26 protein-coding genes are annotated in these 26,235 nt (G+C 70.9%); 9 read left to right on the top strand and 17 right to left on the bottom strand.

The window, feature by feature from the left end:
- The 3 genes from DW299_RS15040 to manA form a co-directional block, all read right to left on the bottom strand.
- Positions 1–603, bottom strand: a 603-nt coding sequence (locus tag DW299_RS15040) for a glycosyltransferase family 2 protein (RefSeq protein ID WP_240745421.1), incomplete at its 3' end; no start/stop codon positions are given.
- Positions 604–685: 82 nt separating this feature from the next.
- A complete protein-coding gene (locus DW299_RS15035; protein ID WP_136029858.1) occupies positions 686–1,003 on the bottom strand; it encodes a WhiB family transcriptional regulator in 318 nt (105 codons plus the stop codon).
- Between the two features lie 150 nt (positions 1,004–1,153).
- A complete protein-coding gene (manA, locus tag DW299_RS15030) occupies positions 1,154–2,281 on the bottom strand; it encodes a mannose-6-phosphate isomerase, class I (protein WP_136029860.1) in 1,128 nt (375 codons plus the stop codon).
- A gap of 68 nt (positions 2,282–2,349) precedes the next feature.
- On the opposite strand from manA, the gene DW299_RS15025 reads away from it, so the two are divergent.
- Positions 2,350–3,765, top strand: a complete 1,416-nt coding sequence (locus DW299_RS15025; protein ID WP_136037060.1) for an O-antigen ligase family protein — start codon at positions 2,350–2,352, stop codon at positions 3,763–3,765.
- Positions 3,762–5,060, top strand: a complete 1,299-nt coding sequence (locus DW299_RS15020; RefSeq protein WP_136029864.1) for an O-antigen ligase family protein — start codon at positions 3,762–3,764, stop codon at positions 5,058–5,060. Before DW299_RS15025 ends, DW299_RS15020 begins: the two co-directional genes overlap by 4 nt.
- A 15-nt stretch (positions 5,061–5,075) precedes the next feature.
- Here DW299_RS15020 and galE read toward each other — a convergent pair whose 3' ends face one another.
- Positions 5,076–6,065 (bottom strand): UDP-glucose 4-epimerase GalE, encoded by a 990-nt coding sequence (gene galE / locus DW299_RS15015; protein ID WP_136029866.1) that lies wholly within the window; start codon positions 6,063–6,065, stop codon positions 5,076–5,078.
- 148 nt (positions 6,066–6,213) lie between these two features.
- On the opposite strand from galE, the gene DW299_RS15010 reads away from it, so the two are divergent.
- The 3 genes from DW299_RS15010 to DW299_RS15000 are packed head-to-tail and all read left to right on the top strand — an operon-like array spanning position 6,214 to position 9,693.
- A complete protein-coding gene (locus tag DW299_RS15010; protein WP_136037059.1) occupies positions 6,214–8,124 on the top strand; it encodes a glycosyltransferase in 1,911 nt (636 codons plus the stop codon).
- Positions 8,121–9,083: a glycosyltransferase gene (locus tag DW299_RS15005; RefSeq protein WP_136029870.1), complete on the top strand. Its 963-nt coding sequence runs from the start codon at positions 8,121–8,123 to the stop codon at positions 9,081–9,083. The genes DW299_RS15010 and DW299_RS15005 overlap by 4 nt, the downstream gene beginning before the upstream one ends.
- Before the next feature lies 1 nt (position 9,084).
- Positions 9,085–9,693, top strand: a complete 609-nt coding sequence (locus DW299_RS15000) for a hypothetical protein (RefSeq protein ID WP_136037058.1) — start codon at positions 9,085–9,087, stop codon at positions 9,691–9,693.
- A 39-nt stretch (positions 9,694–9,732) separates the two neighbouring features.
- On the opposite strand, the gene DW299_RS14995 is transcribed toward DW299_RS15000, so the two are convergent.
- Genes DW299_RS14995 through DW299_RS14945 form a run of 12 tightly spaced genes read right to left on the bottom strand, consistent with a single transcriptional unit; the run spans position 9,733 to position 20,912 of the window.
- Entirely contained in the window at positions 9,733–10,467 is a 735-nt protein-coding gene (locus tag DW299_RS14995) for an ABC transporter ATP-binding protein (RefSeq protein ID WP_136029875.1), read from the bottom strand.
- Entirely contained in the window at positions 10,467–11,003 is a 537-nt protein-coding gene (locus DW299_RS19230; protein WP_168443158.1) for an NUDIX hydrolase, read from the bottom strand. The genes DW299_RS14995 and DW299_RS19230 overlap by 1 nt, the downstream gene beginning before the upstream one ends.
- Positions 11,000–12,106 carry a hypothetical protein gene (locus DW299_RS19225; protein ID WP_168443157.1) on the bottom strand — a complete coding sequence of 369 codons (1,107 nt, stop codon included), beginning with the start codon at positions 12,104–12,106 and terminating at the stop codon, positions 11,000–11,002. Before DW299_RS19225 ends, DW299_RS19230 begins: the two co-directional genes overlap by 4 nt.
- On the bottom strand, positions 12,106–12,897 hold the full coding sequence (locus tag DW299_RS14985) for an ABC transporter permease (protein WP_136029877.1): 792 nt from the start codon (positions 12,895–12,897) through the stop codon (positions 12,106–12,108). The genes DW299_RS19225 and DW299_RS14985 overlap by 1 nt, the downstream gene beginning before the upstream one ends.
- 10 nt (positions 12,898–12,907) lie before the next feature.
- Positions 12,908–14,044, bottom strand: a complete 1,137-nt coding sequence (glf, locus tag DW299_RS14980) for a UDP-galactopyranose mutase (protein ID WP_136029879.1) — start codon at positions 14,042–14,044, stop codon at positions 12,908–12,910.
- Positions 14,045–14,103: 59 nt separating this feature from the next.
- On the bottom strand, positions 14,104–15,414 hold the full coding sequence (locus DW299_RS14975; RefSeq protein ID WP_136037057.1) for a nucleotide sugar dehydrogenase: 1,311 nt from the start codon (positions 15,412–15,414) through the stop codon (positions 14,104–14,106).
- A 49-nt stretch (positions 15,415–15,463) separates the two neighbouring features.
- A complete protein-coding gene (wecB, locus tag DW299_RS14970) occupies positions 15,464–16,528 on the bottom strand; it encodes a non-hydrolyzing UDP-N-acetylglucosamine 2-epimerase (RefSeq protein WP_136037056.1) in 1,065 nt (354 codons plus the stop codon).
- A gap of 28 nt (positions 16,529–16,556) precedes the next feature.
- On the bottom strand, positions 16,557–17,735 hold the full coding sequence (locus tag DW299_RS14965) for a glycosyltransferase family 4 protein (RefSeq protein WP_136037055.1): 1,179 nt from the start codon (positions 17,733–17,735) through the stop codon (positions 16,557–16,559).
- Positions 17,728–18,897, bottom strand: a complete 1,170-nt coding sequence (locus DW299_RS14960) for a glycosyltransferase family protein (RefSeq protein WP_136037054.1) — start codon at positions 18,895–18,897, stop codon at positions 17,728–17,730. Before DW299_RS14960 ends, DW299_RS14965 begins: the two co-directional genes overlap by 8 nt.
- Positions 18,894–19,901, bottom strand: coding sequence for a 3-oxoacyl-ACP synthase III family protein (locus tag DW299_RS14955; protein ID WP_136037053.1), 1,008 nt, complete (start codon positions 19,899–19,901; stop codon positions 18,894–18,896). The genes DW299_RS14960 and DW299_RS14955 overlap by 4 nt, the downstream gene beginning before the upstream one ends.
- A 26-nt stretch (positions 19,902–19,927) precedes the next feature.
- Entirely contained in the window at positions 19,928–20,695 is a 768-nt protein-coding gene (locus DW299_RS14950) for an SDR family NAD(P)-dependent oxidoreductase (protein ID WP_240745420.1), read from the bottom strand.
- Positions 20,688–20,912, bottom strand: a complete 225-nt coding sequence (locus tag DW299_RS14945) for an acyl carrier protein (RefSeq protein WP_136029893.1) — start codon at positions 20,910–20,912, stop codon at positions 20,688–20,690. The genes DW299_RS14950 and DW299_RS14945 overlap by 8 nt, the downstream gene beginning before the upstream one ends.
- A gap of 66 nt (positions 20,913–20,978) precedes the next feature.
- On the opposite strand from DW299_RS14945, the gene DW299_RS14940 reads away from it, so the two are divergent.
- Positions 20,979–21,884: an LpxD N-terminal domain-containing protein gene (locus tag DW299_RS14940; RefSeq protein WP_136037051.1), complete on the top strand. Its 906-nt coding sequence runs from the start codon at positions 20,979–20,981 to the stop codon at positions 21,882–21,884.
- A gap of 40 nt (positions 21,885–21,924) precedes the next feature.
- On the opposite strand, the gene DW299_RS14935 is transcribed toward DW299_RS14940, so the two are convergent.
- Positions 21,925–22,599, bottom strand: coding sequence for a GCN5 family acetyltransferase (locus DW299_RS14935; RefSeq protein WP_136029897.1), 675 nt, complete (start codon positions 22,597–22,599; stop codon positions 21,925–21,927).
- A 148-nt stretch (positions 22,600–22,747) separates the two neighbouring features.
- Between DW299_RS14935 and DW299_RS14930 the strand changes: the two genes are divergently transcribed.
- Genes DW299_RS14930 through DW299_RS19220 form a run of 3 tightly spaced genes read left to right on the top strand, consistent with a single transcriptional unit; the run spans position 22,748 to position 26,224 of the window.
- A complete protein-coding gene (locus DW299_RS14930) occupies positions 22,748–23,983 on the top strand; it encodes a glycosyltransferase (RefSeq protein WP_136037050.1) in 1,236 nt (411 codons plus the stop codon).
- A complete protein-coding gene (locus DW299_RS14925; protein ID WP_136037049.1) occupies positions 23,967–25,142 on the top strand; it encodes a glycosyltransferase in 1,176 nt (391 codons plus the stop codon). Before DW299_RS14930 ends, DW299_RS14925 begins: the two co-directional genes overlap by 17 nt.
- Positions 25,139–26,224 carry a glycosyltransferase gene (locus DW299_RS19220; protein ID WP_168443156.1) on the top strand — a complete coding sequence of 362 codons (1,086 nt, stop codon included), beginning with the start codon at positions 25,139–25,141 and terminating at the stop codon, positions 26,222–26,224. The genes DW299_RS14925 and DW299_RS19220 overlap by 4 nt, the downstream gene beginning before the upstream one ends.
- Positions 26,225–26,235: the final 11 nt, after the last annotated feature.

Below are 26,235 nucleotides of genomic sequence, written 5' to 3'. Positions count from 1 at the left end.
ACTCGCGCGCACCCCGAGGTCGAGTCCTTCGTCGGCGCCCGCGAGTGCCGGGTCGGGCCGCAGCGCGTCGCGCACCTCCCCGCGGATCAGCAGGCCGCGGATGTCGGCGCCGAGCGCATCGTCCATGCGGTCGTGCTGCCCCTGGTCGAGCTCCCCGGCGGCGAGCTCGACCGATCGGCCGAGCGCGGTCATGCTCACACCGAGTGACACGATCTCCCGGTCGTTGTCGGTGGCCACGACCTTGGGGGCGACGATCGCGGCGGACGGCGAGCGCTCCAGCGTGCCGACGAGTCGTTCGAGCGCCCGCGGGTGGGGGGCGGTGTCCTGGGCCAGCAGCCAGATCGCAGACCCCTCCGGCACCCGAGGCCTGGCGAGATCGATCGCCTCCGCGAACGAGGTCGACGGCCGCGCCTCGATGATGCCCTCCACCGTGTTCGCGACGGCTTCGCTCTCGCGAGCGGTCGCCGCATCCCCGCACAGGACGAGCGTGACGGCGTCGGGGGCGAGCGTCTGGGATCGCACGGCGTCGAGTGTGCGGAGCAGCTGCGCGCGGGCCGAGGGGCCGGGGCGCGCGACGATGATGGCGTGAACTCGGGCTGGCATGACGTGGTCAGCCTATGCGCGCGATCGTCGGCGTCGGGTCAGGGACCCCGGCGCGCCCGCGAAGCCGCGCGGCGTGATCGCCTCAGCTGGCGCGGCGCTTGAGCTTGCGGCGCTCGCGCTCGGAGAGACCGCCCCAGATGCCGAAGCGCTCGTCATTGCTCAGCGCGTACTCGAGGCATTCGCCACGGACGTCGCACGCGGTGCAGATGCGCTTGGCGTCTCGCGTCGAGCCGCCCTTCTCGGGGAAGAAGGCCTCCGGGTCGGTCTGCGAGCAGAGCGCGTCGCTCTGCCAGGCGAGGGCGTTGTCGTCGTCCGGGTCGGACCGGCGAACCCCGGGAACACCGAGGTTGACCGGATCGACGAACCAGTTCTCCGGCACATCGGAACGGTAACCCGTCATGTCGACCTCCAACCCTTCAAAAACCGCCCCCCTGGCGGGCCGTGCTCACCTAATTACACCGGTGTGATTCGCTCGGGTCAAGTCGCGGATCGTAAACCCTCAACGGATTCTTGAAGGTTCATGGACGCCCGTCGGCGTGTCGCGGTCGTGTCAGCGCCCGGGCGTCGCCACGAACGCCTCGCCCGCACCACCGAGGGTGAGCGTGCGCTCCTCGGCGTCCGCGAACACCGCCGTGCCGACCGCCGCCGTGAGCTCCTCCCCCGTCGCCGTGGCCACCCGCACCGCACCCGAGGTCGCGAGCACCATCGTCGGGCCGTCCACCGCGAGCGTCACCGGCTCGCCGTCCAGCGCGACCCGCCGCAGCGCGAAGTCCGGCACGGGCACCGGGTACTCGGTGATCGCCTGGCCGTCCTGCGGACGCAGCACCGGCACCTCGCCCGTCGTCGTGTCGAGGATGTGCAGCAGCTCGGCGACGTCGATGCGCTTCGGGGTCAGTCCGCCGCGCAGCACGTTGTCGCTCGCCGCCATGATCTCCACACCGAGACCGGAGAGATAGGCGTGCAGCAGCCCGGCCCGCAGGAACACGCCCTCACCGCGGCGCAGCACGACGTGGTTCATCAGCAGCGCCACCACCACGCCGGGGTCGCCGGGGTAGTGCCCCGCGATGCCGGCGACCGCCCGCACCGTCTCGGTCCACTCCCCCGCCTCGCCCGCGGCCGCGGCGATCACGGCGGCCGTGATCTCGTCGACCTCCGCCTGGGCGTCGCCGCCGAGCAGCCAGCCGATCGCGGAGCCCAGCGGGTCGGACTCCTGCTGGAGGAGCTCCCGGAGCCGGGAAACCCCCGGTCCCGGCGCGAGCGTGTCGAGGAGCCGGAGCGACTCGGCGACGGGGCGCAATCCGCTCAGCGACTCGAAGCGCTCGCTCAGCGCGACGATGAGCTCGGGCTTGTGGTTGTCGTCCCGGTAGTTGCGCTCGGGGTCGTCGAGGGGCCGTGCGCTCTCCTTCGCCCACCCGGCCTTCGCCTGCTCGATCGTCGGGTGCACCTGGATCGACAGCGGGCTCCCGGCTGCGAGCAGCTTCAGCAGGTAGGGCAGGGTGCCGCCCGTGAAGCGGTCGAGCGTGCCGTCGCCCACGACCTCCGCCGGGTCGCCGGGGTGGTCGCCGAACCACACCTCGGCCTCCGGTGCGCCCGTCGGGGTGCGCCCCTCCAGATCGGCCAGCAGGGTCTCGGATCCCCAGGCGTAGTCGCGGGGGGCGTTCGTGAGCGCGAGCAGCATGCCCCCAGCGTAGAGCCCCGCTGCGGCGCTCAGGATCGCCGCGCGTCCGTCGCGGTAGCCTGAACGCGATGGCCCAGTACACCAAGCACCCGGTGGCCCCCCTTCCCACCGCGCCGGAGCGCGAGTCGACGGGGCACCTGCTGCTGCGCGGGTACGTCATCCTCGTGCTCTTCGTGGCCTTCGCGCACTCCGCCGTCTACAACCTGCTCGGCGTGGTCGGCGCCGCCGCCGTGCTGGCGCTGTTCACCGTCGCGACCCTCGCGATCGGCATCCCGATGCTCGCGCGTCGTCGCCCGCAGCCCTTCCGCTGGCGCCGCCTGCCGTGGGCCGCGCTGGGCTACACCGCACTCGCGCTGGTGTCCGTGGCATGGTCGCAGTGGCGCGGGCCGACGATCGCGACCGGGCTGCTGCTCGCCGCGGTCACCGTGAACGGCCTGTTCATCGCGCACGCGCTCACCTGGCACGAGATCGTGCGCGCGCTGTCCTCCGCGTTCAAGTGGATCCTCGGACTGTCGCTCGCGCTGGAACTCTGGGTGTCCCTCGTGCTGCACGGCCCCCTGCTGCCGAACTTCGTCGACCTGCCGGACGGCGAGATCGACCCGCAGTGGTACTGGGTGCGCGACAACCTGTTCGACGGTGGCCGCATCCAGGGCATCGTGGGCAACGCGAACCTGCTCGCGATCGTGTCCCTGTTCGCTCTCATCACGTTCGGCGTGCTGTTCGCGGCACGGGCACGGTGGCGCACCACCCTCGCGCTGTGGATGATCCTCGCGGCCTACTTCCTGCTGCGCACCTCCTCCGCCACGGCGCTGGTGTGCGCGGGCGCCGCTGTCGTGGTGCTGGTGGTGGCACTGGTCATGCGGCGGGCGTCGACCCCGAGCGCCCGCACGCGCGTGTACGTCGTCGCCATCGGCTCGACCGTGATCGTCGGGGCCGCCGTCTGGCTGCTGCGCGGGCCCCTGCTGTCGCTCCTCGGCCGCAGCGCCGACCTGACCGGGCGCTCGGAGAAGATCTGGACCAAGGTCCTGCAGCGCGCGGGCGAGCACCCCCTGTTCGGCAACGGCTTCTCCAGCCCGTGGGTGCCGAGCGATCCCGCGTTCGACCACTGGATCGTCGACCACGGCATCACCGTGTTCCACGCGCACAACATGTGGCTCGACGTGCTGCTGCAGCTGGGCGTGCTCGGCGTCGTGCTGATGGCCGTCGCCTACGGCAGCCTGCTGTGGCGCTCCTGGTTCTTCGCGGTCGACCGTCCGCGGTGGGACCTCGACGCGCACCGACCGTTCTCGCCGATCACCCTGCTGCCGAGCCTCTACACCATCGTGCTGCTCGTGCAGGGCCTGACCGAGTCCACGCCGATCATGCTGTGGGGCTGGCTGCTGCTGGTCCTGTTGTCGTTCAAGCTGAAGTCCGTGCCGCTCGTGGGCGTGGGTGAGCGCGACCTCGTGTTCGAGCGCGGGACGACGCAGCGGCGGGTGCCGTGACGCCGGGTCGCACGATCACCCGGCTCCTCGGGTCGGCGGAGTTCGCGCGGGCCTTCACGCTCGCGGTGCTGCTGGCGGTGTTCGGCTCGTTCCTGATCGAGCGGATGACGTCTCCCGTCACCCTCGCCACGATCGTCACGCTGCTCTGCGTGCTGGGAGCCGCGATCCTCTGGGTGCGCCGCGAGGAGCTGTCGCTGCTGCGCCTCGCGCCCTCGTCGCTGATCGCGTTCCTCGGCTGGGCACTGGTGAGCCTGGTGTGGACGACCGATCGTTCGGACACGTTCTTCGGCTGGCTCTCCCTGCTGGGCTTCGCGTTCCTCGCCATCACGGTCGGCCACATCCGCGACACCCTCCAGACCGTGCGGGCGCTGGGCGACGCGCTGCGGGTGCTCCTGACGCTCTCGCTGGGCGTGGAGATCCTGTCCGGCGTGCTGCTCGACATCCCGTTCTCGTTCCTCGGCGTGCAGGGCGACCTCGCGCTCGGCGGACCGGTGCAGGGCGTCTTCGGCAGCCGCAACATGCTCGGCTTCATCGCCGTGATCGCGCTGATCACCTTCGTGATCGAGTGGCGCACGCAGTCGGTGGACCCGCCGCTCGCGGTCGTGTCGATCGCCCTCGCCGGCGGGCTGGCGTTCCTGTCCTCCTCGCCGACGGTGCTCGTCCTGGCGGTGGCGGTCGGCATCGTGACGGTGGCGCTCACGATCGTGCGGCACACCTCCCCCGCGCGTCGCACCATGGTCCAGTGGGGCCTCGGGGCGCTGGTCGCCCTCGCCCTGGCGGTGGCGTTCGCGCTGCGGCACCAGATCATCGCGCTGCTGGACGCCGGCTCCGATTTCTCGATGCGGGCGACCCTGTGGAACATGATCCTCGACTTCGTGTCCATCAAGCCGATCACGGGGTGGGGCTGGTTCGGCGACTGGGCTCGCGGGGAGTATCCGTTCACGTTCATCAACTTCCAGCTGGGCGAGCACCACCAGAGCGCGCTGAACGCGTTCTTCGATGTGCTGCTGCAGCTCGGCACGGCCGGCCTCGTGCTGTTCCTGCTGCTGGGAGGAGTCGCCCTCATCCGCTCCTGGCTGGTGGCGAGCGTGCGCCGATCCGTGGTCTACGCGTGGACGCCGATCACGCTCGTGACGCTCGCCGTCGATTCGATGTTCGAGAGCTTCACACTGGTGGGTGCCGGCTGGTTCCTGCTCGTGCTGTGCGCCCTGCGCGCCGGGCAGTCCCGCTCATGGCGCGAGAACATCGACGCCGCGCACACCGGGGCCATCCCGACCCTCCGCCCCCAGGGCTAGGGTCCGCGCCGGAAGTCAGCGCAGCGAGCGGAGCTTCTCCGACCAGGCCAGTGCATCGCGCACACCGTCGTCGACCGAGCGCTCGGCGCGCCAGTCCAGCACCGCGGCGGCACGGTCGACGATCGCGTACGCGCCCGCCTGGTCGCCCGGGCGTCGGCCGGTCTCGACCACCGGCAGCACCTCGCCCGTGACCCGCTCGAACGCCTGCACGAGCTCGCGCACCGTGACGCCGTCGCCTGTGCCCAGGTTGATCACCTGGTACGGCTCGTCGGGCGTGGCCACGCGGTCGAACCGCTGCACCGCGGCGACGTGCGCGAGAGCCAGGTCCCAGACGTGCACGTAGTCGCGCAGCCCGGAGCCGTCGCGCGTGGCCCAGTCGGTGCCGGTGATGGTGAAGGGCTCGCCCGAGGCGTGCGCCTGCATGATCTTGCCCAGCGCGTGCGAGGGCGTGGGGTTCTGCAGTCCCGTGCGCAGGCGGGGGTCGGCGCCGATCGGGTTGAAGTAGCGCAGCGCGATCGCCCGGAAGTCGCCGGCGGCCGCTGCGTCGGCGAGGATCTGCTCCACCATGGCCTTGGTGGTCGCGTAGGGGCTCGCGGGCGCCAGGGCACCGCTCTCGTCGACGCCGTCACCCGACTCCCCCGCGTACACCGAGGCCGAGGAGCTGAACACGACGCGCGGGACACCCGCGTCGCGCAGCCGCTGCAGCAGCACGATCGTCTTGCCCACGTTGCTGTCGTAGTAGCCCAGGGGGTCGGCGACCGACTCCGGCACGACCACGCGCGCCGCACAGTGGACGACCGCGTCGATGTCGGGGTGGTCGGCCAGCAGCCGGTCCAGCACCGCGTGATCGGCGATGTCGCCGACGTAGAGGTTGCGTCCGTCGCCGAACACCTCGAGCCCCTTGGAGAGGTCGTCGAGCACGACGACCTCGATCCCGGCCTCGATGCATGCCGTCGCCACGGTCGATCCGATGTAGCCGGCGCCGCCGGTGATCAGTACCTTCATCGCGGTCAGTCTAACCAGGCGGGCTGGGCGCGACCGGGGAGGCTCTCCGCGGATCCCGAGGTGACGAACGGTAGGCTACTCACTGCTCGTCGAGTCGCGCGCTGCCCACCGGCGGCGTCCCGCGACACCAACATCGGAGAACCTCCCTGTGGCCCACGTCCTTCAGAATGTCGTCTTCCCGCTCGATCGCGACCCCGACCTGCTCCCGCTCTACGCCGACCCCGAGACCTGGTCCGTGATCGAGAACGAGCCCGTCCGGGTGTCCAACAGGGCGCACCTGGGCAACATCCTCGGCCGTCACCGTGCGCGCATCGTCGCCGGCCGCCGCGTCTCCCTCGGCACCTACTTCAACGCCTTCCCCGCGTCGTACTGGCAGCACTGGACGAGCGTGCGCGAGGTGCAGCTCACGGTCCGCACGACCGGACCCGCCACGATCCTCGTCTACCGCTCGAACGGCAGCGGCGTGCGCCAGCGGGTCGCCACACGCGAGGTCACCGGAGAGGCCACGACGTCGTTCGACCTGGCGCTGACGCAGTACAGCGACGGCGGATGGATCTGGTTCGACGTGGTCGCCGACGAGAAGCCTGCCGTGCTGGAGGGCGCTGAGTGGACCACCGAGCACGAGCCGGCCCGCACCGGCAAGGCCTCGCTCGGGATCACCACCTTCAACAAGCCCGACTACTGCGTCGAGACGCTGCGCGCCCTGGCCGCCTCGCCCGATGCCCTCGAGTTCGTCGACCGCATCTTCCTCGTCGACCAGGGCACGCAGCTGGTCCAGGAGCAGGACGGCTACGACGACGTCGCCGAACGCCTCGGCGAGACCCTGCAGGTGATCCGGCAGCCGAACCTGGGCGGCTCCGGCGGCTTCGCCAGGGCGATGCACGAGACGCTGCAGCGCCCGGAGAGCGACTTCGTGCAGCTGCTCGACGACGACGTGCGCCTGGAGCCGGAGTCGCTGCGCCGGTCGATCGTGTTCGGACAGTACGCGACCACGCCCGTGCTGGTGGGCGGCCACATGTTCGATCTGCTCGACCGGCCCAAACTGCACGGGTGGGCCGAGGTGGTCGACCAGGCGCCGTTCATGTGGCGCAACCTGTACCAGGAGCAGATGCCGCACGACTTCGGGGTGTCGAACCTGCGCCAGTCGACGCTGCTGCACATGCGCATGGACGCCGACTACAACGGCTGGTGGATGTGCCTCATCCCGGTCGAGGCGGTCCGCGCGGTCGGCCTCGCCCTCCCCGCGTTCATCAAATGGGACGACGCGGAGTTCTGCCTGCGCGCCGGGGAGGCCGGATTCCCCACCGTCTCGATGCCCGGCGTCGCCCTGTGGCACGTCTCCTGGGTGAACAAGGACGACACGATCGACTGGCAGGCCTACTTCCATGCCAGGAACCGCATCGTCGCCGGGCTCCTGCACTCGGAGGTCCCGCGCGGAGGTCGCCTGCTCCGGCACAGCCGGCGCGTCGACCTCAAGCACCTGATGATGATGCAGTACTACCCGGTCGCCCTCCGTGCCAGGGCGCTGCGCGACGTGCTGTCGGGGCCGGAGCACATGCGCCGGAACATCCGTACCGCGATGCCCGCCGCGCGGGCCCTCGCCGCCGAGTTCCCCGAGACCGTGGTGCACCGCGACCCGTCGCGCGTGCTCTACTCGCGTCGCGGGCGCCAGGTGTACAAGCAGGTGTCGAAGAACGACCTCGACAACCCGACCGGTCTGCGGCTGCGCTGGTTCACGCTGACCACGCTGGTGTCGCACTGGATGCACCGTCCGCACCCGGCGAACGTCGTGCAGCCGGAGGCCGAGTTCGGCAAGGAGGACGCCCAGTGGTGGCGCGTCCCCTCCTTCGACAGCGTGCTGGTGAGCACGGCCGACGGCTCCGGAAAGAACATCTACACGCGCGACCGCCGCCAGTACCGCCGCATGCTGCGCGAGAGCGTCCGGCTGCACGCCGAGCTCCGGCGCCGGTGGCCGGAGCTGCGGGCGCGCTACCGCGAGGCGATGCCCGATCTCGTCTCCCCCCAGTCCTGGCAGCAGATCTTCGAGGAGAAGGCATGACCGCGGCCCCCGCTGCATTCGACCCCACCGCAGCGACCATCGTCATCGTCACCTTCAACCGTTCGCACCTGTTGTCCGGGCTGCTCACCAGCATCACCGCGATGGACCCGAAGCCGGGCCGCGTGGTCATCATCGACAACGCGTCGGCCGACGACACCACCGACGTGGTCGAGTCGTTCCGTGACGACATCGGCACCGAGATCGTGTACCGGCGCCTGCAGACGAACACGGGCGGGTCCGGAGGCTTCAGCGAGGGCATGCGCACCGCGTACGAGCTCGGGTCCGAGTGGATCTGGATGATGGACGACGACGTGGAGGTGCTGCCGGACGGCCTCGCCAGGATGGGCCGCTGGGCGCCGCGCTTCAAGAGCATCCAGGGCCGCCGGTACGACTACGACGGCAGCGAGTTCTACTGGCAGTACCGCATCGCCGAGCGCATGGGCATCCCGATCCCGTTCGCCCCGGCCGGCTTCGACGAGTCGGGCTACAAGCACATGAACAGCGGCTGCTTCGAGGGCATGTTCATCCACCGCTCGATCGTGCAGCAGATCGGGCTCCCCGACCCGCGGTTCTTCATCTACTGGGACGACCAGATGTACGGCTGGCTGGCCTCGCGCCTGACCACCGCGGTCATCGTGGACGAGTTCGTGCTGCGTCGCACGCGCGAGATCAAGCAGTGGGACATGGGCATCCGGCACATGAACGCGTCGAGCAACGCCTACCGGTACTACATCATGCGCAACCGCGGCTTCATCAAGCAGTACTACCGCGTCCACGGCGTGTACAACCCTGTGCTGTTCGGCCTCGGCACCGCGGCGACGTTCGCGAAGGAGCTCATCCGGCTCGTCTTCGTCGAGCGCACGGTGCGGGGCACGAGCAACCTGTTCCGCGGGATCCGCGACGGCGGCCGCGTGGGCCGCGACCGGTCGTGGCAGCCGATGACCCCTCTGGAGGCATGACGTGACCGATCCGCAGGAACCGCAGCCGGAGCTCCGCTGGGCCCCGCTTCCGCCCACCCCCGAGCGCAAGGGGCGGGTGTGGCTGATCGTCGGCCTCTCGGTGCTCGCCCTCGCGATCATCGGTGCCCTGCTGTTCTTCCTCCTGCCTCGCGGAGACGGGCCGACGCCGGGACCGAGCGCCTCGCCCTCGCCGAGCTCGACCCCCACGCCGACCGAGACCCCGACGCCCACGGCCACGCCGACGGCGGGCCCGCAGCCGAGCCAGACGCCGATCGTGACGCAGCCGCCGGTCGTCGACCCCACCGTGGAGGCTTTCCGCGGACAGGTCTCCGGGCCGCTGGCCGACGCGCTGCGCGGGCTCGACATCGTCGCGGGCGCGAGTGGTCAGGACGCGCTGCCCGTGGTGGACACGCTGCAGGAAGACGCGCGACGCCTGTCCGACCTCCCGGCACCATCGTCGATCTCGGACAGCTGGCGCGACGGCACCGCCTCGTACACGCAGCGGCTCAGCGAGCTGCGGACGGCGATCACCGACGGCGGGAACACCGCCGGCGCGGTCGATGCCGCGCGCACGGCGGCGCAGAGCCTGCGGAGCCTCGTCGGCCTCTGAGCCCCGGCGACCTCGCCCCGACCGTGCGGGCGTGGAGGCTCAGACCGCGTAGTCGGCGTTGTAGCGGTCGAGCACCTCGCCGATCGGTGCGTCCAGCGCGAGCGCGCCCTTGTCGAGGTACAGCCCGCGCGTGCAGAACCGGCGCAGGTCGCGCTCGTTGTGGCTCACGAAGAACAGCGTGCGCCCCTCCGCGAGCAGCTCGTCGATGCGTTTGTAGCACTTGTCGCGGAACGCCTTGTCACCGACGGCGAGGACCTCGTCGACGAGGAGGATCGGCTCGTCGAGCTGTGACACGACAGAGAACGCCAGCCGCACCTTCATGCCGTTGGAGAGGTGCTTGTAGGGCGTCTCCTCGAAGCCGGCGAGCTCGGCGAACGCGATGATGTCGTCGTAGCGGCGCGAGACCTCGTCGCGCGACATGCCGTGGAGACCCGCGGTGAGACGCACGTTCTCCCGCACCGTCAGATCACCGACGAAACCGCCGGTGATCTCGATGAGCGGCGCCACGCCTCCGTTGACATGCACCGACCCCTCATCGGGGAGCAGCACGCCGGCGACCAAGCGCAGCAGCGTCGACTTCCCCTGTCCGTTGCGGCCGACCACACCGATCGACTCCCCCGGCTGCACCGTGAACGAGACGTCGCGCAACGCCCAGAACTCGCCGGGGCGCGAACGGCGCGATGCCCCGCTGAACAGGTCCTTGAAGCTGCGCCGCCCCCTCCGGTTGCGGCGGAAACGGACGCCGAGCCCCTGTACCTCGATTGCCGCGGACATCACAGCTCCCCCCTCGATGAGAGGACGGCGATGGCCGCGAGCGTGTGGGCATCACGGATCGTCCCGTCCTGCACGGCATGCGCCAGTTCCGCGAGCGGCAGCCAGCGCCGGTCGGAGACTTCCCCGTCCGGCACGGTCGCCGGCGCGTCCTGGTCGATGCGGCACTCCACGACGGCGACTTCCTGCGGGAAGATCGACGAGTCGGTCACGTACGTTCCCAGCACCTGCGGGTCGCGGCCGCGCAGGCCGGTCTCCTCCCGCAGCTCTCTGAGGGCGGTCTCGACGGCCGTCTCACCGGCTTCGCCGGCCCCGCGAGGGAGCTCCCAGAGCTTGGCCCCCGCGGCTTCCCGGGCGCTCAGCACGAGCAGCAGCCGATCCGCGTCGCGGGCCACGATCACCGCTCCTGCTCGCCCGTCGGAGACGACGAGGCGGTGGTGCGTGTAGGCGGACCCGTCGGCGGCGCGCCGCGCGGCGGCCTCGAGCCGCACCGGGAGCCCGTCGGAGCTCGCGTACACCGGGGTGAATCCATCGGTCATGAGCGCGCTCCCCTGTGCAGGACGAACCGTGCCTGCGGATCGCGGACGAGAAGCTCCCGGAGGGCACCGAGCGAGTCGAAGGGCACGGTCGTGGCGATGGCGCCGACGAAGGCCACCCAGGTCCAGACGTTGTCCACGGAGCCGAGCCCGAGGCCGGGCACGGCGAGGGCGACCACGCAGAGCGCGATGACGAGCTTCGCGATCGACGTCAGCAGCACGAAGCCCCGCGACGACACGGCCGTCACCCGGGTGGCCGCAAAAGCGAGCCCGCGCATGCGCGACCACGTCGGCCGCTCGCGCAGGCGGTGCCGCTGACGATGAGAGGCGTCCCAGGCGACCGCGATCGTGGCGGGAGTGGACTCCCGCGCCCACGCGACCAGCGTCGTCGACAGCGGCAGCTCCACGTCGTGCGCGGCGCGAGCGAGGTGCCCGTCGGCCTCGGCGCCGAACGTCACCCAGTCCGCTCCCGCGTTCTCCGCGATCATGCGCAGGTACGCGTCGCCCCACCAGCGACGCACCGCCTCCCGATCGGCCTCCGCGAGCGGGAGCGCCTCGATTCGCTGCCACGCCACGCTGCGGAACCGTACCTCGTCGAGTCGCGCGTCGGCGATCACGCGCAGCGCCTCCGGCGACGAGGCCGGCGGGGTGCCCGTGCGCAAGGGTGCGTCGCCACCCGTCTGCTGCTCGTACCGGATGATCCCCGTCTCGACGAACCGCAGCCATTCGTCCCACCCGCGGCGGACCTCCGCCGGAATCCCGACCGCACCGCGCAGAGCGGGAAGCGACCAGTGAAACGCGTCGTTCGCGAGCCGAGCATCCAGACCTTCGCGCAGCGTCGGGTGCACGCCCGTGATCGTGAGGGGATACCGTCCCGGCGTCGCGCCAAGCTCCCGCATGACACCGTCCGGACCCAGCGTCAGGAAGTACGCCCCGTCGAGCAGCATGGCGTCGGTCACCAGGATCTCGCTCGAGACGAGCATGCCGATCCGGAGCATCCCCGTCAGCTCGGTGATCGCCTCCCGCGCATCGGCAGCCCCGTCGAAGAGCGCCGCCTGGGCGGGCGCGTCGAGCTCAGCGATGAGCACGCGTGCAGCCGCAGACATCACAGCTCCTTCAGCACAGGGCGCTCGAGGCTCCGGAACGTCCACACGCCGAGCGCCAGGATGACCACGCACATCACGACGCTCACGATCACCGGCATCGGGTCCCACAGATCGGGGAAGAAGCCCACGCGGTAGAGCGTGAAGATCCCGGCGAGCGGGTTGAACGCCCCGATCACGTCGAAGGGCGCCGGGAGGTCTTCGAAGCTGTAGATGACGGGCGAGGCGTAGAACAGCGCGCGGAGGATCAGCGCCGTCGTCCGCTCCAGATCCGTGTACAGCACGCACAGCGGCGCGACCAGCAGACCGAGCCCGACCAGCAGCATGATCTGCAGGAGGAGCGCGACCGGGAACCACAGCAGCATCACGTTCACCGTGGCTCCGCTGAACACCGCGAACAGCACCAGCACGGGGATCGAGAACAGGAACTCGATGCCCTTGCTCAGCACGATGCGGTTGACCCAGATCGACCGCGGGATCGCCGTCGAGCGCACGAGACGCGAATCCTTCTTGAACGCCCTCGTGAAATCCGACACCGAGGTGTTGAACCACACCCACGGCAGCAGCGCCACGATGAGGAACACGATGTACGGGTCCTCGCCCACGCTCCGATGGAACACCTGCGTGAACACGAACCAGTAGATGGCGCTCATCACCAGCGGATCGAGCACCGACCACAGGTAGCCGAGGGCGCTCGTCGCGTACCGCACCTTCAGGTCGCGGGCGGACAGCAGCCACAGCGAATGCAGATAGCGCCGGGGCGTCCCGGGCGCCCCGACAGCAGCGTGACTCACGGTTCCGAGTCTAGGAGAGAGTGTTGTTCCAGAGCGACAGCGCCGACCCGATGGCCATGTGCATGTCGAGGTACTGGTACGTGCCCAGACGCCCGCCGAAGTGCACGTCCTTCTCGCCCTTCGCCAGCTCGCGGTAGGCCAGCAGCCCCTCGCGGTCGGTCGGCGTGTTCACCGGGTAGTAGGGCTCGTCCTCGCGCTCGGCGAAGCGGGAGAACTCGCGCATGATGACGGTCTTGTCGGAGTCGTAGACGTCTTTGCGCTCCGGGTGGAAGTGCTTGAACTCGTGGATGCGCGTGTAGGGCACGTCCATGTCGGGGTAGTTCATGACGCTGGTGCCCTGGAAGTCGCGGACGTTCAGCACCTCCTGCTCGAAGTCGAGCGTGCGCCAGCTCAGGGCGCCCTCCGCATAGTCGAAGTAGCGGTCGACCGGCCCCGTGTAGACCACGGGCACCTGGCCGACGGTCGCCCTCTTGTTCAGCGGCTGCGCCTCGTCGAAGTAGTCGACGCCGAGCTTCACCTCGATGCGGGGGTGGTCCGCCATGCGCTCGAGCCACGCGGTGTACCCGTCGGTCGGCAGTCCCTCCCACGTGTCGTTGAAGTAGCGGTTGTCGTACGTGTAGCGCACGGGCAGGCGGCTGATGATGTCGCCGGACAGCTTCTGCGGGTCGGTCTGCCACTGCTTGGCGGTGTAGTCGCGGAAGAACGCCTCGAACAGCGGACGGCCGACGAGCGCGATGCCCTTCTCCTCGAAGTTCGCGGCGGACTTCACGTCGAACTCCCCCGCCTGCTCCTTCACCAGAGCACGCGCCTGGTCCGGCGTGTAGGCCGCCTGGAAGAACTGGTTGATCGTGCCCAGGTTCACCGGCATCGGGAACACCGTTCCCTTGTGGGTCGTGTAGACCCGGTGCACGTAGTTCGTGAACGTGGTGAAGCGGTTGACGTACTCCCACACGGTCGCGTTCGACGTGTGGAACAGGTGCGCCCCGTAGCGGTGCACCTCGATCCCCGTCTCGGGTTCCGCCTCACTGTAGGCGTTGCCGCCGATGTGGGGGCGGCGGTCGATGACGGTCACCTTGCGGCCGGCTTCCGCGGCACGCTCAGCGATGGTGAGGCCGAAGAAACCCGACCCGACGACGAGAAGATCCATGCCTCAATCGTATCGGCGCGCGGCTGGGAGCTTCAGCCGCGGCGCCCGGTCGCGGGTCGTCAGACCGTGGCGGAGGCGCGGCCGGCGCCGACGACCATGCGCGGCGTGCCGGCCCAGGCCTCCGCGTCGGTCACGGCGCGGCCGTCGACCAGGAGCCGCACGCCCGGCAGCTGGACGGGACGGAGCGTGCGGTACTCGGCGTGATCGGTCTGCACGATCGCGAGGTCGACGCCCTCCCCGAGCGCGTAGGGCTCGAGTCCCAGGGCGCGCAGCTCGTCGTCCGTGTACAGGGGGTCGTGCACGCGCACCTCGGCGCCGCGGCGTCGCAGTGCCTCGACGGTGGGGAAGACACCGGAGAACGCGGTCTCCTTCACCCCGCCGCGGTACGCCGCGCCCAGCACGACCGCCCGGAGTCCGGACAGGTCGCCGAGCATGCCCTCGGCCTGAGCCACCAGGCGCTCTGGCATCGACTCGTTGAACTCGCGCGCCGTGCGCACGATGTCGGCGTCGGGGTCGGTCGACAGGTACAGCTTGGGGTAGACCGGGATGCAGTGGCCGCCCACCGCGATGCCGGGGCGGTGGATGTGACTGAAGACCTGCGAGTTGCACGCCTCGATCACCTGGTACACGTCGATGCCGTTGGCACCCGCGAAGAGGGCGAACTGGTTCGCCAGGCCGATGTTCACGTCGCGGTAGGTGGTCTCGGCGAGCTTGGCCATCTCGGCCGCCTCGGCGCTCTGCAGGTCCCACACCCCGTTCGTGCGCGGCAGGTCGGGACGCTCGTCGAAGTCGAGCACCGACTCGTAGAACGCGACAGCGCGGCGGGCCCCCTCGTCGGAGAGCGCGCCGATCAGCTTGGGGTACTTGCGCAGGTCGGCGAAGATCCGGCCCGAGAACACGCGCTCCGGGGAGAACACCACGTGGAAGTCCTCCCCCTCGCGCAGCCCGGAGACCTCCTCGAGCAGGGGCTTCCAGCGGCCGCGCGTCACCCCGACCGGCAGCGTGGTCTCGTACGACACCAGCGTGCCGGGGGTCAGGTGCTCGGCGAGCGAGCGGGTGGCCGCGTCCATCCACCCGAACTCGGGCTCCGCGGTCTCCTCGTTCACGAACAGCGGCACGACCACGACCACGGCATCAGCCCCGGGGATCGCCTCCGCGTAGTCGGTCGTCGCCCGCAGCCGTCCGGCCTCGAGCGCCGCCGTCAGCTTCTCCTGCAGCTGCGCCTCGCCGGGGAACGGCTCGACGCCCCGGTTGACGCTGTCGACGAGGGCCGCATTGACGTCGACCCCGACCACGTCGTGTCCCTTGCTGGCGAACTGGACGGCGAGGGGCAGGCCGATCTTTCCGAGGGCCACGACGGCGATACGCATGGGTTCGAGTATATTCCGGCGCGGGTACCCGGCTCCTCGCGGGTGGGCCTCAGCGACGCTCGGACAGCACCGCGATCACGCGCTCGGCGGCGTGCCCGTCGCCGTACGGTGCCGCGTCCGTGGCCGCCGGTCGAGGACGCGTCACGGCCGCCGCGATCTCCTCGCGCGTGTTCGCGAGCACGTTCCAGCCCAGCTCCACCGTCTCGACCCACTCCGTCTCGGTGCGCACGGTCGTGCACGGCACGCGCAGCAGGAACGCCTCCTTCTGCAGCCCGCCCGAGTCGGTCACCACACCGGCACTCGCCGCCGCGGCCGCGATCAGGTCGGGGTAGGCGAGCGGCGGGCGGGAGGTGAGCGAGCCGCGGTCGAGGTCGATGCCGTGCGCGGCCGCCTTGGCCACCACGCGCGGGTGGGCCAGCAGCACGACGGGACGGTCGAGCCCCGCCAGGGCCTCGACCACCTGCCGCAGCCGCGCCGGGTCGTCGGTGTTCTCGGCGCGGTGGATCGTCGCCAGGTAGTACTCCCCCTCGGCGGCGTCCAGGCGCTCCCCCTCGTCGGCGGCACGCCGGGCGACACGGTCGCGCACGTCGAACAGCACATCGGTCATCACATCGCCCACCAGCACGGTGCGCTCGGCCAGCCCTTCGCGCGTGAGGTGGTCGACGGCGACCTGCGTCGGTGCGAGAAGAAGGTCGGCGGCATGGTCGGTCAGCACGCGGTTGTGCTCCTCCGGCATGCGACGGTTGAAGCTGCGCAGCCCCGCCTCCAGGTGCGCCACCGGGATGTGCAGTTTGACCGCGCTCAGCGCCGCCGCCACGGTCGAGTTCGTGTCGCCGTACACCAGCACCCAGTCGGGGCGGTGCTCGTCGAACACCGCGTCGAGGGCGCCCAGCATCGCACCGGTCTGCACGCCGTGCGAGCCGCTGCCCACGCCGAGATGCACGTCGGGGGCGCCGATCCCCAGATCCTCGAAGAACACGTCAGACAGCAGCGGGTCGTAGTGCTGTCCGGTGTGCACGATCACGTGCTCCACCCCGGCCGCGCGGGCGGCATGGTGGATCGGGGCGAGCTTGACGAACTGGGGGCGCGCGCCGACGACGCTGACGATCTTCACGAGCATCTACTCTACGGAGCCCGGCGGCTCACGCGTCGAGGAACGGCCGCAGCGCCTCCGCCGACATCGTCCCGTCGTGCACCGCGCGCACGAACGCCGGCCCCTCGGCGGCTCGCGTCGCAGAGCGCGCGCGATTCGCGGCGACCTCGCGCAGCACGCCCTCCAGTTCCGTTGCCCTGGCCTGCACCACGGGCAGCTCGTGTCCGCTGGCCGCGCGCACCGCCTCACGGGTGTCGTCCGACACATGGCTGACCACCAGGCGACCGGCCGCAAGCGCCTCGCAGACCGCGACGCCGTAGGCCCCGGCGAGGAACTGGTCGAGGACGACGTCGGCGCCGCCGTACAGCTCCGGCATCCGCTCGGCGGGGACGCCCCTGACCTCGGTGTACTCGATGAGCCCCTCGGCCTCGAGCCGCTGCACGGCTGCGGCGATGCGGTCGCTGCCCTTCAGGCCGGCGCTCGACGGGGCGTGCACGACGCGCAGTGGCCCGTCGCCCGAGAGCGCAGGGCGGTCCCCCGCCGCGGCCCAGGATCGCGGATCCACCACGACCGGGAGCCAGGTGGCACCCGGTGCGAACGGCAGCAGATCCGGAGTCGAGACGAACACGGGCACCCCGGCGGCCTCTGCGAAGCGCGCGTGCCGCTCGGCGATCTCCTCCAGCACGGCTGTCCCGGCATAGCGATCACCGTGGAAGGGCGAGTCCGGCTCGCGCGCGGCGTGCGCACTCGGGAGACGGATGTCGCTCCCGTGCCACACGAGCGCCACGCGGACCCCCGCCGCCTGCAGCTCTCGCACCAGCTCCAGCGGGTCGCCGTCGAGCTCGGAGAGGTGCCGCCCGGATTCGATCAGCACGTGCGTGAAGCCCTGAAGGATCGCGCGGTGCTGCGCCCGGCGCCAGCGAGCGTTGCCGACCAGTGCCGTCGCGGGGATGAGGTGATCGGCGTGGAACCCGAACACGTCGTCACCCCCGCGGAACATGGCGCTGGCGGCGGCGACGCCGGGCAGCGTCTCGGCGGCGCGCGCCCACGCGTACCCCTGCCCCGCCGAGTTCACCGGCGCGATGAGCAGTCGCCGCGGGGCGTCGCGGGCCACGGTGACACCGGTCTCGCGGAACTGGCGCACGTGCCCGGGGAGCACATACCCCGCGACCGACGAGGGCACCAGCTTCTGCGCGAGGCGATACGCCCGCGCCCCGAGGTCAGGCACGGTCCGCCGAGCCGGCGACGATCTCCTCCACGGCCCGCGCCCACACCTCGACCTGCCGCTCCGCGGAGAGCGCATCGGCCGCCCGCATCGCGGCCTGCTTGAACCCGTCGACGCGCTCGGGGGTGAGCGCATCGATGGTCGCGGCGATCGATGCCTCGTCGAAGCCGTCCGTGACGACGCCGAGGCCATGGTCGCGCACGATGCGCGCCATCTCGACCGACGGGCCGACCACGATGCCGAGGCGCGCCTGGACGTAGTCGAAGAACTTGTTCGGCAGTGCCATCACGTTGTTGGTGCTCACCGGCTGCAGGATGTGGATGCCGAGGTCGTACTCGTTGAGCGTCTCGATGAGCACGGACTGCGGCACGGGGTCGTGCACCGTGATCCGCGGCCCCAGCTCCTCGGCGAGCGCCACGAACTCGGAGCGCGTCTTCTCGGGCTGCCACGTGAGGTAGAGGTCGAAGGTGACCTCGACCGGGGACGCCGCCACCGCACGCATGATCTCGCCGAGGCTGCGCTCGTGGAACGGGTTGCCGCTGTGCACGAGCCGGATCGCGGAACCCACGGGACGGTACGGGAGGTCGCGCAGGTGCGTCGAGTTCGTCACCACCCCGGGCTGGAGGCCGTACTCGTGGTACCGCTTGGCGATCTCGCCGCCGACCGTCGTGGACGAGTGCGCCTGCGACACCAGGTGCTTCGTCATCCACGACCAGTAGCGCTGGTGCCGACGGCCGAGCGGCGTGTCCTCGAAGCCCATGTCCGGGAAGAACTCGTGCAGGTCGGCGTGCACGCGCTCGGCGCCGAAGAGCCGGCACGCGACGCCCACGGTCTCGGCGTCGTTGGCGATCACCGCGTCGAAGCGCCGCCCGCGCAGCAGGTGGATGGTCTCGAGCACGCCGGGCGACTGGAAGTACATCCGGCGGAACCCCTCGGTCCGCCGCGCGAACTCGTCGCGCACCCTGGTCACGATGTCCTGCTTGGGCGGGAGGTCGCCACGGATCTCGACGTGCGTGACGCCGGGGTGCGGCGACGGTCCGGGCGAGCACGTCGTCACGTCGTACTCGTCGACGAAGCGGCGCACCTGCTTGATGACGCGCGGGTCACCGTCGATCGGCACGAAGGAGAGGATGAGGAGCGTCGGGCGCGGGGCGGAGGCGCTCACCACGTCGCGACCAGCCCACCCCAGGAGAGACCGACACCGAAGCCGAGGAGCATCACGCGCATGCCGGGCACCAGGGCGCCCTGGCGTTCGGCGTCGGCGAGCGCGATCGGGATGGTGGACGACACCGTGTTGCCGGACTCGGCGAGCGACACGAAGAACTTCTCGGCGGGCACCTTGAGCTTCTTGCGCAGGTGCTCGAGCATGAAGGCGTTCGCCTGGTGGAACACGAACAGGTCGATCTCGTCCTGCTCCAGCTGCGCCTTGGCGAGGATCTCCTCGACCGTCTCCGGCACCACGCGGAGGGTGAAGTTGAAGATGTCGGGGCCGTCCATGTACAGGTCGTAGCCCGAGGCGACGAGCTCCCGCACGGCCGTGTCCGCCTTCGGCTGCAGCGCGGCGCCCGCGCGCAGCCCGCCGTTCGGGACGATGAGGCTCTTGCCGCCCGAGCCGTCCGTGCCGTACGTCATGGCGGTGAGCGAGGTGTCGGAGCCGTCCGCGGTCACGATGGTCGCGGCCGCGCCGTCGCCGAAGATCGTGCGCACGGACTTGTCGGCCGGGTTGATGAACTTCGTGTACGTGTCGGCTGTGACGACCAGGACGTTCGCCGCCTGGCCCGACTCGATCAGGCCCTTGGCGAGGCCCAGGGCGTAGATGTAGCCGGAGCAGCCGAGCGTGATGTCGGTCGCGCCCGCCGAGGTCGGGATGCCCAGGGCGTCCTGCACGATGCAGGCGGTCGAGGGGAGGTAGTAGTCGGGGCTCTGCGTGCAGAGGATCACGTAGTCGATCGACTGGGGGTCGATGCCGTCGCGCTCGAACAGACGCCGCGCGGCCGCGATGGCGAGGTCGGACGAGAACTCGTCGGGACCGGAGATGTGGCGGCGGTCGATCCCGGTCTTGCCGGAGATCTTCTCGACGCTCCACTCCGGGAACTCTCGGGAGAGATCCTCATTGCTGAGGACGGCCTCGGGCAGGTAGTAGTCGACGGCAGCGATGCGGGCACCCATGCCCCCAGTCTACGGGCCGGGAGCGGTCACCTCGCGGTGTACCCGCCGTCCACCACCATCACCGAACCGGTGACCCAGCGCGAGACCGGGGAGAGCAGATACAGCGCCGCCCCCGCCACGTCTTCCACGGTGCCGAGGCCGAGCGGGTGCGCCGCCTCGATCTCGTCCCAGGCCGCGGCACCCACCGAGGCGCGCAGCCGTTCGGTCAGCGCGGTCTCGACGATCCCGGCGGCGATGCTGTTGACGCGCACACCCTCCCGCGCCAGCTCGAGCGCGAGCGACTTGCCGAGGGACGCCACGGCGGCCTTGCTCGCGGCGTACGCGCTCACTCCGGCTTCCCCGACCAGGCCGACCGCCGACGACAGCAGGACGATGCTCGACGACTCGGCGCGCACCTTGGGGTGACGGAACGCCTTCGCGAGCATCAGCGCGCTCGTGACGTTGATGTCGAACACGGCCGAGGTCTGATCGGCCGTCGCGATCCGCAGCGGAGCGGTCACGTGGACGCCCGCCGCGTGCACCAGGCCGTCGAGCGGTCCGAGCTCGGCGGCGATCCCGCGGAGCAGCGCCGCGACGCCGGCATGGTCGGTCAGGTCGAACGGCGCCAGCAGGTGCCCCTCGCCCGCGAGCAGGTCGCGGGTCTCCTCCAGCTCGGCCTCGCGGCGTCCGATCAGCGCGACCCGGGCGCCGTGACGCGAGAGGTCGATCGCGGTCTGCCGACCGATGCCCGAGGTTGCGCCCGTGACGACGACCGCGCGGCCGTCGAGGTGCAGGTAGTCGGAGGTCTCAGGCACCGGCACGGGTGAGTGCGTGCAGGTCGGAGACGGTCTTCGCGTTCGCGAGCTCGTCCGCATCGATCGTCACGCCGATCGCCTCGTCGACCTCCGCGATGAAGCTGATGTTCGCGAGCGAGTCCCAGCCCACCGCGTCCAGCTCATCGGTCAGTGCGACCTCGTCCACCTCGACCTCGAGGATCTCCGCCACCAGCTCCAGAAGCGCCTTCTCATCCATGCGTCGATCATATCCGCCGCCCTCCGCACCGCCGGGGCGCCCCGCCGTTCGCAGTAGGGTCGGAGCATGAACGCGCCCCACGTCACCGCCTCCGCCCTCGCCCAGCAGCTGTCGGGCGAACTCGTCGGCACGGATCGCTCCGTCACGGGTCTCGCCCCGCTCGGCGAGGCCGGCGAGGGAGACCTGACGTTCGTGGTCGATCCGGTCGCGGCGGCGGCCGCTGCCGCGAAGGCGCTGGAGGCCGGAGCCGTGCTCCTCGCCCCCGCCACCCTCCCCGACGACGCCCGCTCGGGGACGGCGGTGCTGGTGGAGAACCCGCGCGCCGCCTTCGCCCTGGCCGTCGCCGAGCACTTCGCCCGCAAGCCCGTTCCCGGGATCGCACCGACCGCTCGCATCGACCCGACCGCCGAGGTGCACCCCGGCGCCCACATCGGGGAGTACACCGTCGTCCGCGCCGGCGCCGTGATCGCCGACGGCGCCGAGATCCGCGATCACGTGGTGATCGGACACGACGTCCGCATCGGGGCGCACGCTCTCATCAAGAGCCACGCCGTGATCGGCGAGGAGGGCTTCGGCATGGAGCGCGACGCCGACGGCGACAACATCCGCATCCCGCACCTCGGCTCGGTCGTCATCGAGGACCACGTCGAGGTCGGCAACTTCACCACGGTCTGCTCCGGCACCATCGCCCCGACCCGCGTCGGCGATCACACCAAGATCGACGACCACGTGCACGTGGCCCACAACTGCCGCATCGGCCGCAACGTGATCATCACGGCCTGCGCGGAGATCTCCGGCAGCGTCGTGATCGAGGACGACGCCTGGATCGGCCCCAACGCCTCCGTCATCCAGGGCGTCACGCTCGGCCGCAACTCCCTGCTCGGCATCGGTGCGGTCGCGGTGAAGTCGGTGCCCGACGACGAGATCCGCATCGGCAACCCCGCCCGTCGGCTCGGCGACAACAAGCGCTGAGCCGGGGCGGCCGGCTGCGGACTCCGTCGTTCCGGCCGGATCAGTAGTTCTCGGCCGGAACCTTCTCGAACCACCAGAACGGGTGGGTGAGCACCTGCACCACGGGCACCTTGCCGACCCACTCGGCGAAGTGACCCTCACGCCAGTTGCCGCTGCTGTCGCTCAGGTACTTCATGTTCGGCATCATGAACCGCGGCTCGTAGGCGTGGTAGCGCACCGTGTCGGACCAGCGGTCGAGGAGCTCCGCCGCGAACTCGAATCCGCCCAGTCGCGCCGGCTCGTGCAGGCTGAACCCGCCGACCGGTCGGCCGACCGCCGTCTCGAAGACCGTGCGCTGACGCTCGGCCCACTCGAAGTTGTCACCGCCGAGCACCTCGCCGATGCCGCCCTCGAGGTGCAGCTGGACCTCGTGCCCGAGCTCCTCCATCTCGCGGATCATCATGAGCGACGGCAGACTCATCAGGCTGTAGCCGCGGGCGTGCACGCGCAGGAAGATGCTCGACGAGCACCCGGCCTCCGCGTCGACCCGCGCGACGCGCATGGCCTGCTCGATGCTGTTGTCGATGTCGTGCCGGAGGATGAGGTGCTTCTCCTGCGGGGCATCGAGGTACTTGTCGAAGCTCGTGACGGCGTATCCGTCGTCGAGATAGGCGTGAAGCGTCTCCGCGTAGTCCTTGAGCGAGAAGCCCTTCTTGCCCGGCTCTGACGAGGCCATCGATCCCACCGTTCCATTCGGTCCCGGTCCACCGGAACGGGACCGCGGCAACCCCGCCCATGATAGTCGCCCGCCGTCGGACCGCCGTTGCGCCCCCTCGGTATACTGACGGGATGAGTTCCTGTCCCCCGGAGAATGCACGCACGACGTGAACCGGAACAGACTCCCCCGGTGGGTCAACGCCACGATCGACCGCATCGCCGACTCCCCCACCAGCCCCCTCGGGCGGATCGCCGCCCGCCGCTACGGAAAGCCCGTCCCCGGAGCCGTCGGCACGACCGCGTTCGACGACCGACCCGTCCGCGTCCTCATCGCGCCGGTCAACTACTCCGGCCAGGCGTTCGCGTGGAGCAGGGCCCTGGAGCGCCGCTCGCCGCGCATCTCGGCGCGCACCATGGCCATCGAGGTCCCGGGCGGCTTCGACTACCCGTCCGACCTGCTCGTGCCGATCCCGACCTACCACAACGACACCGCGTGGCAGCGTGACCAGTTCGCCGCGGCGACCGCGGCCACGCACGTGCTGATCGAGGCGGAGGAGCCACCCTTCGGTCGCCTCCTCGGTCGCTCGGTGGCCGCGCAGGCGGCAGCGCTCGTCACCCGCGGCGTGGACGTGGCCTACCTCGCCCACGGCACCGACGTGCGGCTGCCGTCGCGGCACATGCGCGACCACCCGTGGTCGCACTACGCAGACCCCGAGATCTACGCCGCGCGAGACGAGGTGGTCGCTGCGCGCAACATCGCATTCCTGGAGAGCAGCGGGCGCCCCGTGTTCGTCTCCACCCCCGACCTGCGCGAAGACCTCCCCACCGCACGGTGGCTCCCGGTGGCCGTCGACGTCGCACGCTGGGAGCGACCGCGGACGGCGCGCGCGCCCGGCGCGCGTCTCCGGGTCGCCCACGCCCCCTCGGTGTCGGTGATCAAGGGCACGCACCTCATCCGCGACACGCTCGAGCGGCTGCAGGCGGAGGGGGTCATCGAGCTCGACCTGATCCAGGGCGTGCCGACCGCGCAGATGCCCGACCGCTTCGCCGCGGCCGACGTGGTGATCGATCAGCTGCGCATCGGCTCCTACGGCGTGGCGGCGTGCGAGGCACTCGCGTCCGGCTGCATCGTCGTCGGGCACCTGAGCGAGCGGGTGCGCGCGACCGTCCGTGAGGAGACCGGGCTGGAGCCGCCCATCGTCGAGGCCACGCCCGACACGATCGAGGGCGTCCTGCGCGAGCTCGCCGCACACGAAGGCCTCGACGCCCTCCGCGCCACCGGCGACACGTTCGTCCGCGCCGTCCACGACGGCCGTCGCTCCGCCGCCGTGCTCGACGAAGCCTGGCTGCATGCCACCGCCCCTGATCCGCACGAGGAGGACACCGATGCATCCCCGCGTTGAAGCCGCCTGGAAGCTCGTCCCGAAGCCGGTGCAGGACGCGATCGCGTCGACCGTCGACCGGGCGAAGGGCGTGACCCCGCCCCCGCCGCCGCTGCCCGACCTCTCCCGTCCGATCCGGATGCTGGTGGGACCGGTGAACTACGCCGGCCAGGGGTACCGGTGGTCGCGCGCGGCCGAGTCGACGGGTGAGGTGTCCGCGGTCAACTACGTGCACGCGGGCAACAACCTCCTGCAGTACCCCGCCGACTACACCGTGACCTGGCGCACCGCCGAACACTCCCGCGCATGGCAGCGCTCGATGCTCGACGCGATCGCGACGAACTACACGCACGTGCTCATCGAGGCGTGCTTCCCCATCCTCGGCGGGATGTTCTCCGGCGACCTGCGCCGTCAGACCGCACTGCTGCAGGAGCGCGGTGTGCGCGTGGGCATCGTCGGCCACGGCACCGACGTGCGACTGCCGTCGACCCACCTGGAGTCGACGCCGTGGTCGCTGTTCGTCGACAGCGAGGACTGGGTGCCCTTCGACCTCGCGGAGAAGGCCGTGGCCGACAACCTCGCGGCGATCGCCGACCTCGACGTGCCCACGTTCGTCTCGACCGCCGGCCTGCTCGTCGACCTTCCCCGCGCGCACTTCCTCGGCGTGGTGATCGACCAGGAGCAGTGGATCAACGACGAGCCGCTCCTGGAGCGCGAGCGCATCCGCGTCATCCACGCGCCCACCAACGCGCACGTCAAGGGCACGCCGCTCATCGTCCCCGTAGCGCAGAAGCTGCACGACGAGGGGCTCATCGAGTTCATCCAGCTGGACCGCGTCCCCAACCACGAGATGCCGGCCGTGGTCGCGTCAGCCGACGTCGTGCTCGACCAGTTCCGGGTCGGCGACTACGGTGTCGCGGCGTGCGAGAGCATGACCGCCGGGCGGGTGGTGCTCGCCCACGTCACGGAGCAGGCCCGGCGCGAGGTGGAGGGGCACGCGGGCATGACCCTGCCGATCCCGGAGACCACACCGGACACGCTCGAACACATGCTGCGCGACATCGCCGTGCGACGGGACCACTACCGCGGGATCGCCGCAACCGGGAGGGAGTTCGTCCGACGCGTGCACAACGGCGACTTCTCCCGCGCGCAGCTGATGACGCACTTCCTCTCCGCATGAGCATGCGCGTCGCGATCGTCTCGCGCATCTACCGCCCCGAGCCCTCCGCGGCGTCGTCGTTCCTCGGCGCCGTCGCCGACGAGGCGGTCGCCCGCGGGCACCGCGTCACCGTGCTCACCGTGCGCCCGCCGCGCGGCCTCGACGAGGGAGCACCCGTCGAAGACGTGCGCATGGCCCCCGTGCTGCGCGACCGCAGCGGCTACGTGCGCGGCTACCTCCCGTACGCCAGCTTCGACGTCCCCCTGTTCTTCCGACTGCTGTTCCTGCGGCGCCCCGACGTGGTCTTCATGGAGCCGCCGCCCACCACGGGGTTCGTGGTGCGGCTCGTGTGCGCGCTGCGGCGCATCCCCTACGTGTACGACGCCGCCGACGTCTGGTCCGATGCCGCGGAGCAGGTGACCTCGTCGCGCCTGGTGATCCTCGTGCTGCGCGCGACCGAGCGTTTCGCGATGCGGGGAGCGCGGCGCATCGTCACGATCTCCCAGGGCGTGCTCGATCGGATCGCCGCGCTCGGCGTGGACCGACCGGCCGTCGTGACCGGGTTCGGGGCGGACACCGGTGCCTTCCTCCCCCCGGCCGACGCCGAGGCGGAGGTGACGACCGAACCCGTGTTCCTGTACGCCGGCACCTACTCGCACTGGCACGGCGCCGACATCGCGGTCGACGGGTTCGCCGCATTCAGCCGCAGCACCCCCGGGTACACCCTGCGCTTCATCGGCAACGGCAGCGAGCGCGCCTTCCTGGAGCAGCGGGCCCGCGAGCTCGGGGTCGCCGACTCCGTGGAGTTCGTCGAGACCATGCCCAGCAGCGAGCTGGTCCCGCATCTGCACCGCGCCGTCGCGACCATCGCCACGCAGCGCCCCGGCACCGGCTACGAGTACGCGTTCGCCACGAAGGCGTACTCCTCGATGGCCGCCGGGTGCCCCGTCATCTTCGCCGGCCCGCCGAACGGACCCACCGGCGCCTACCTCGATCAGGCGAACCTGGAGGTGCGCGGCGGCATCGTCAGCGGCTACGCCGCCGAGTCGGTCGCGGTGGCCATGGCGGCCCTCGCGGCGCGCCCGCTGAGCGCGGCCGACTAGATCGGAAGAGC

The sequence above is a fragment of the Microbacterium sp. K35 genome (assembly GCF_004794375.1).
In the GTDB taxonomy this organism is placed as follows: Bacteria; Actinomycetota; Actinomycetes; order Actinomycetales; family Microbacteriaceae; genus Microbacterium; species Microbacterium sufflavum.
This window is presented reverse-complemented; position numbering and strand designations above follow the sequence as displayed.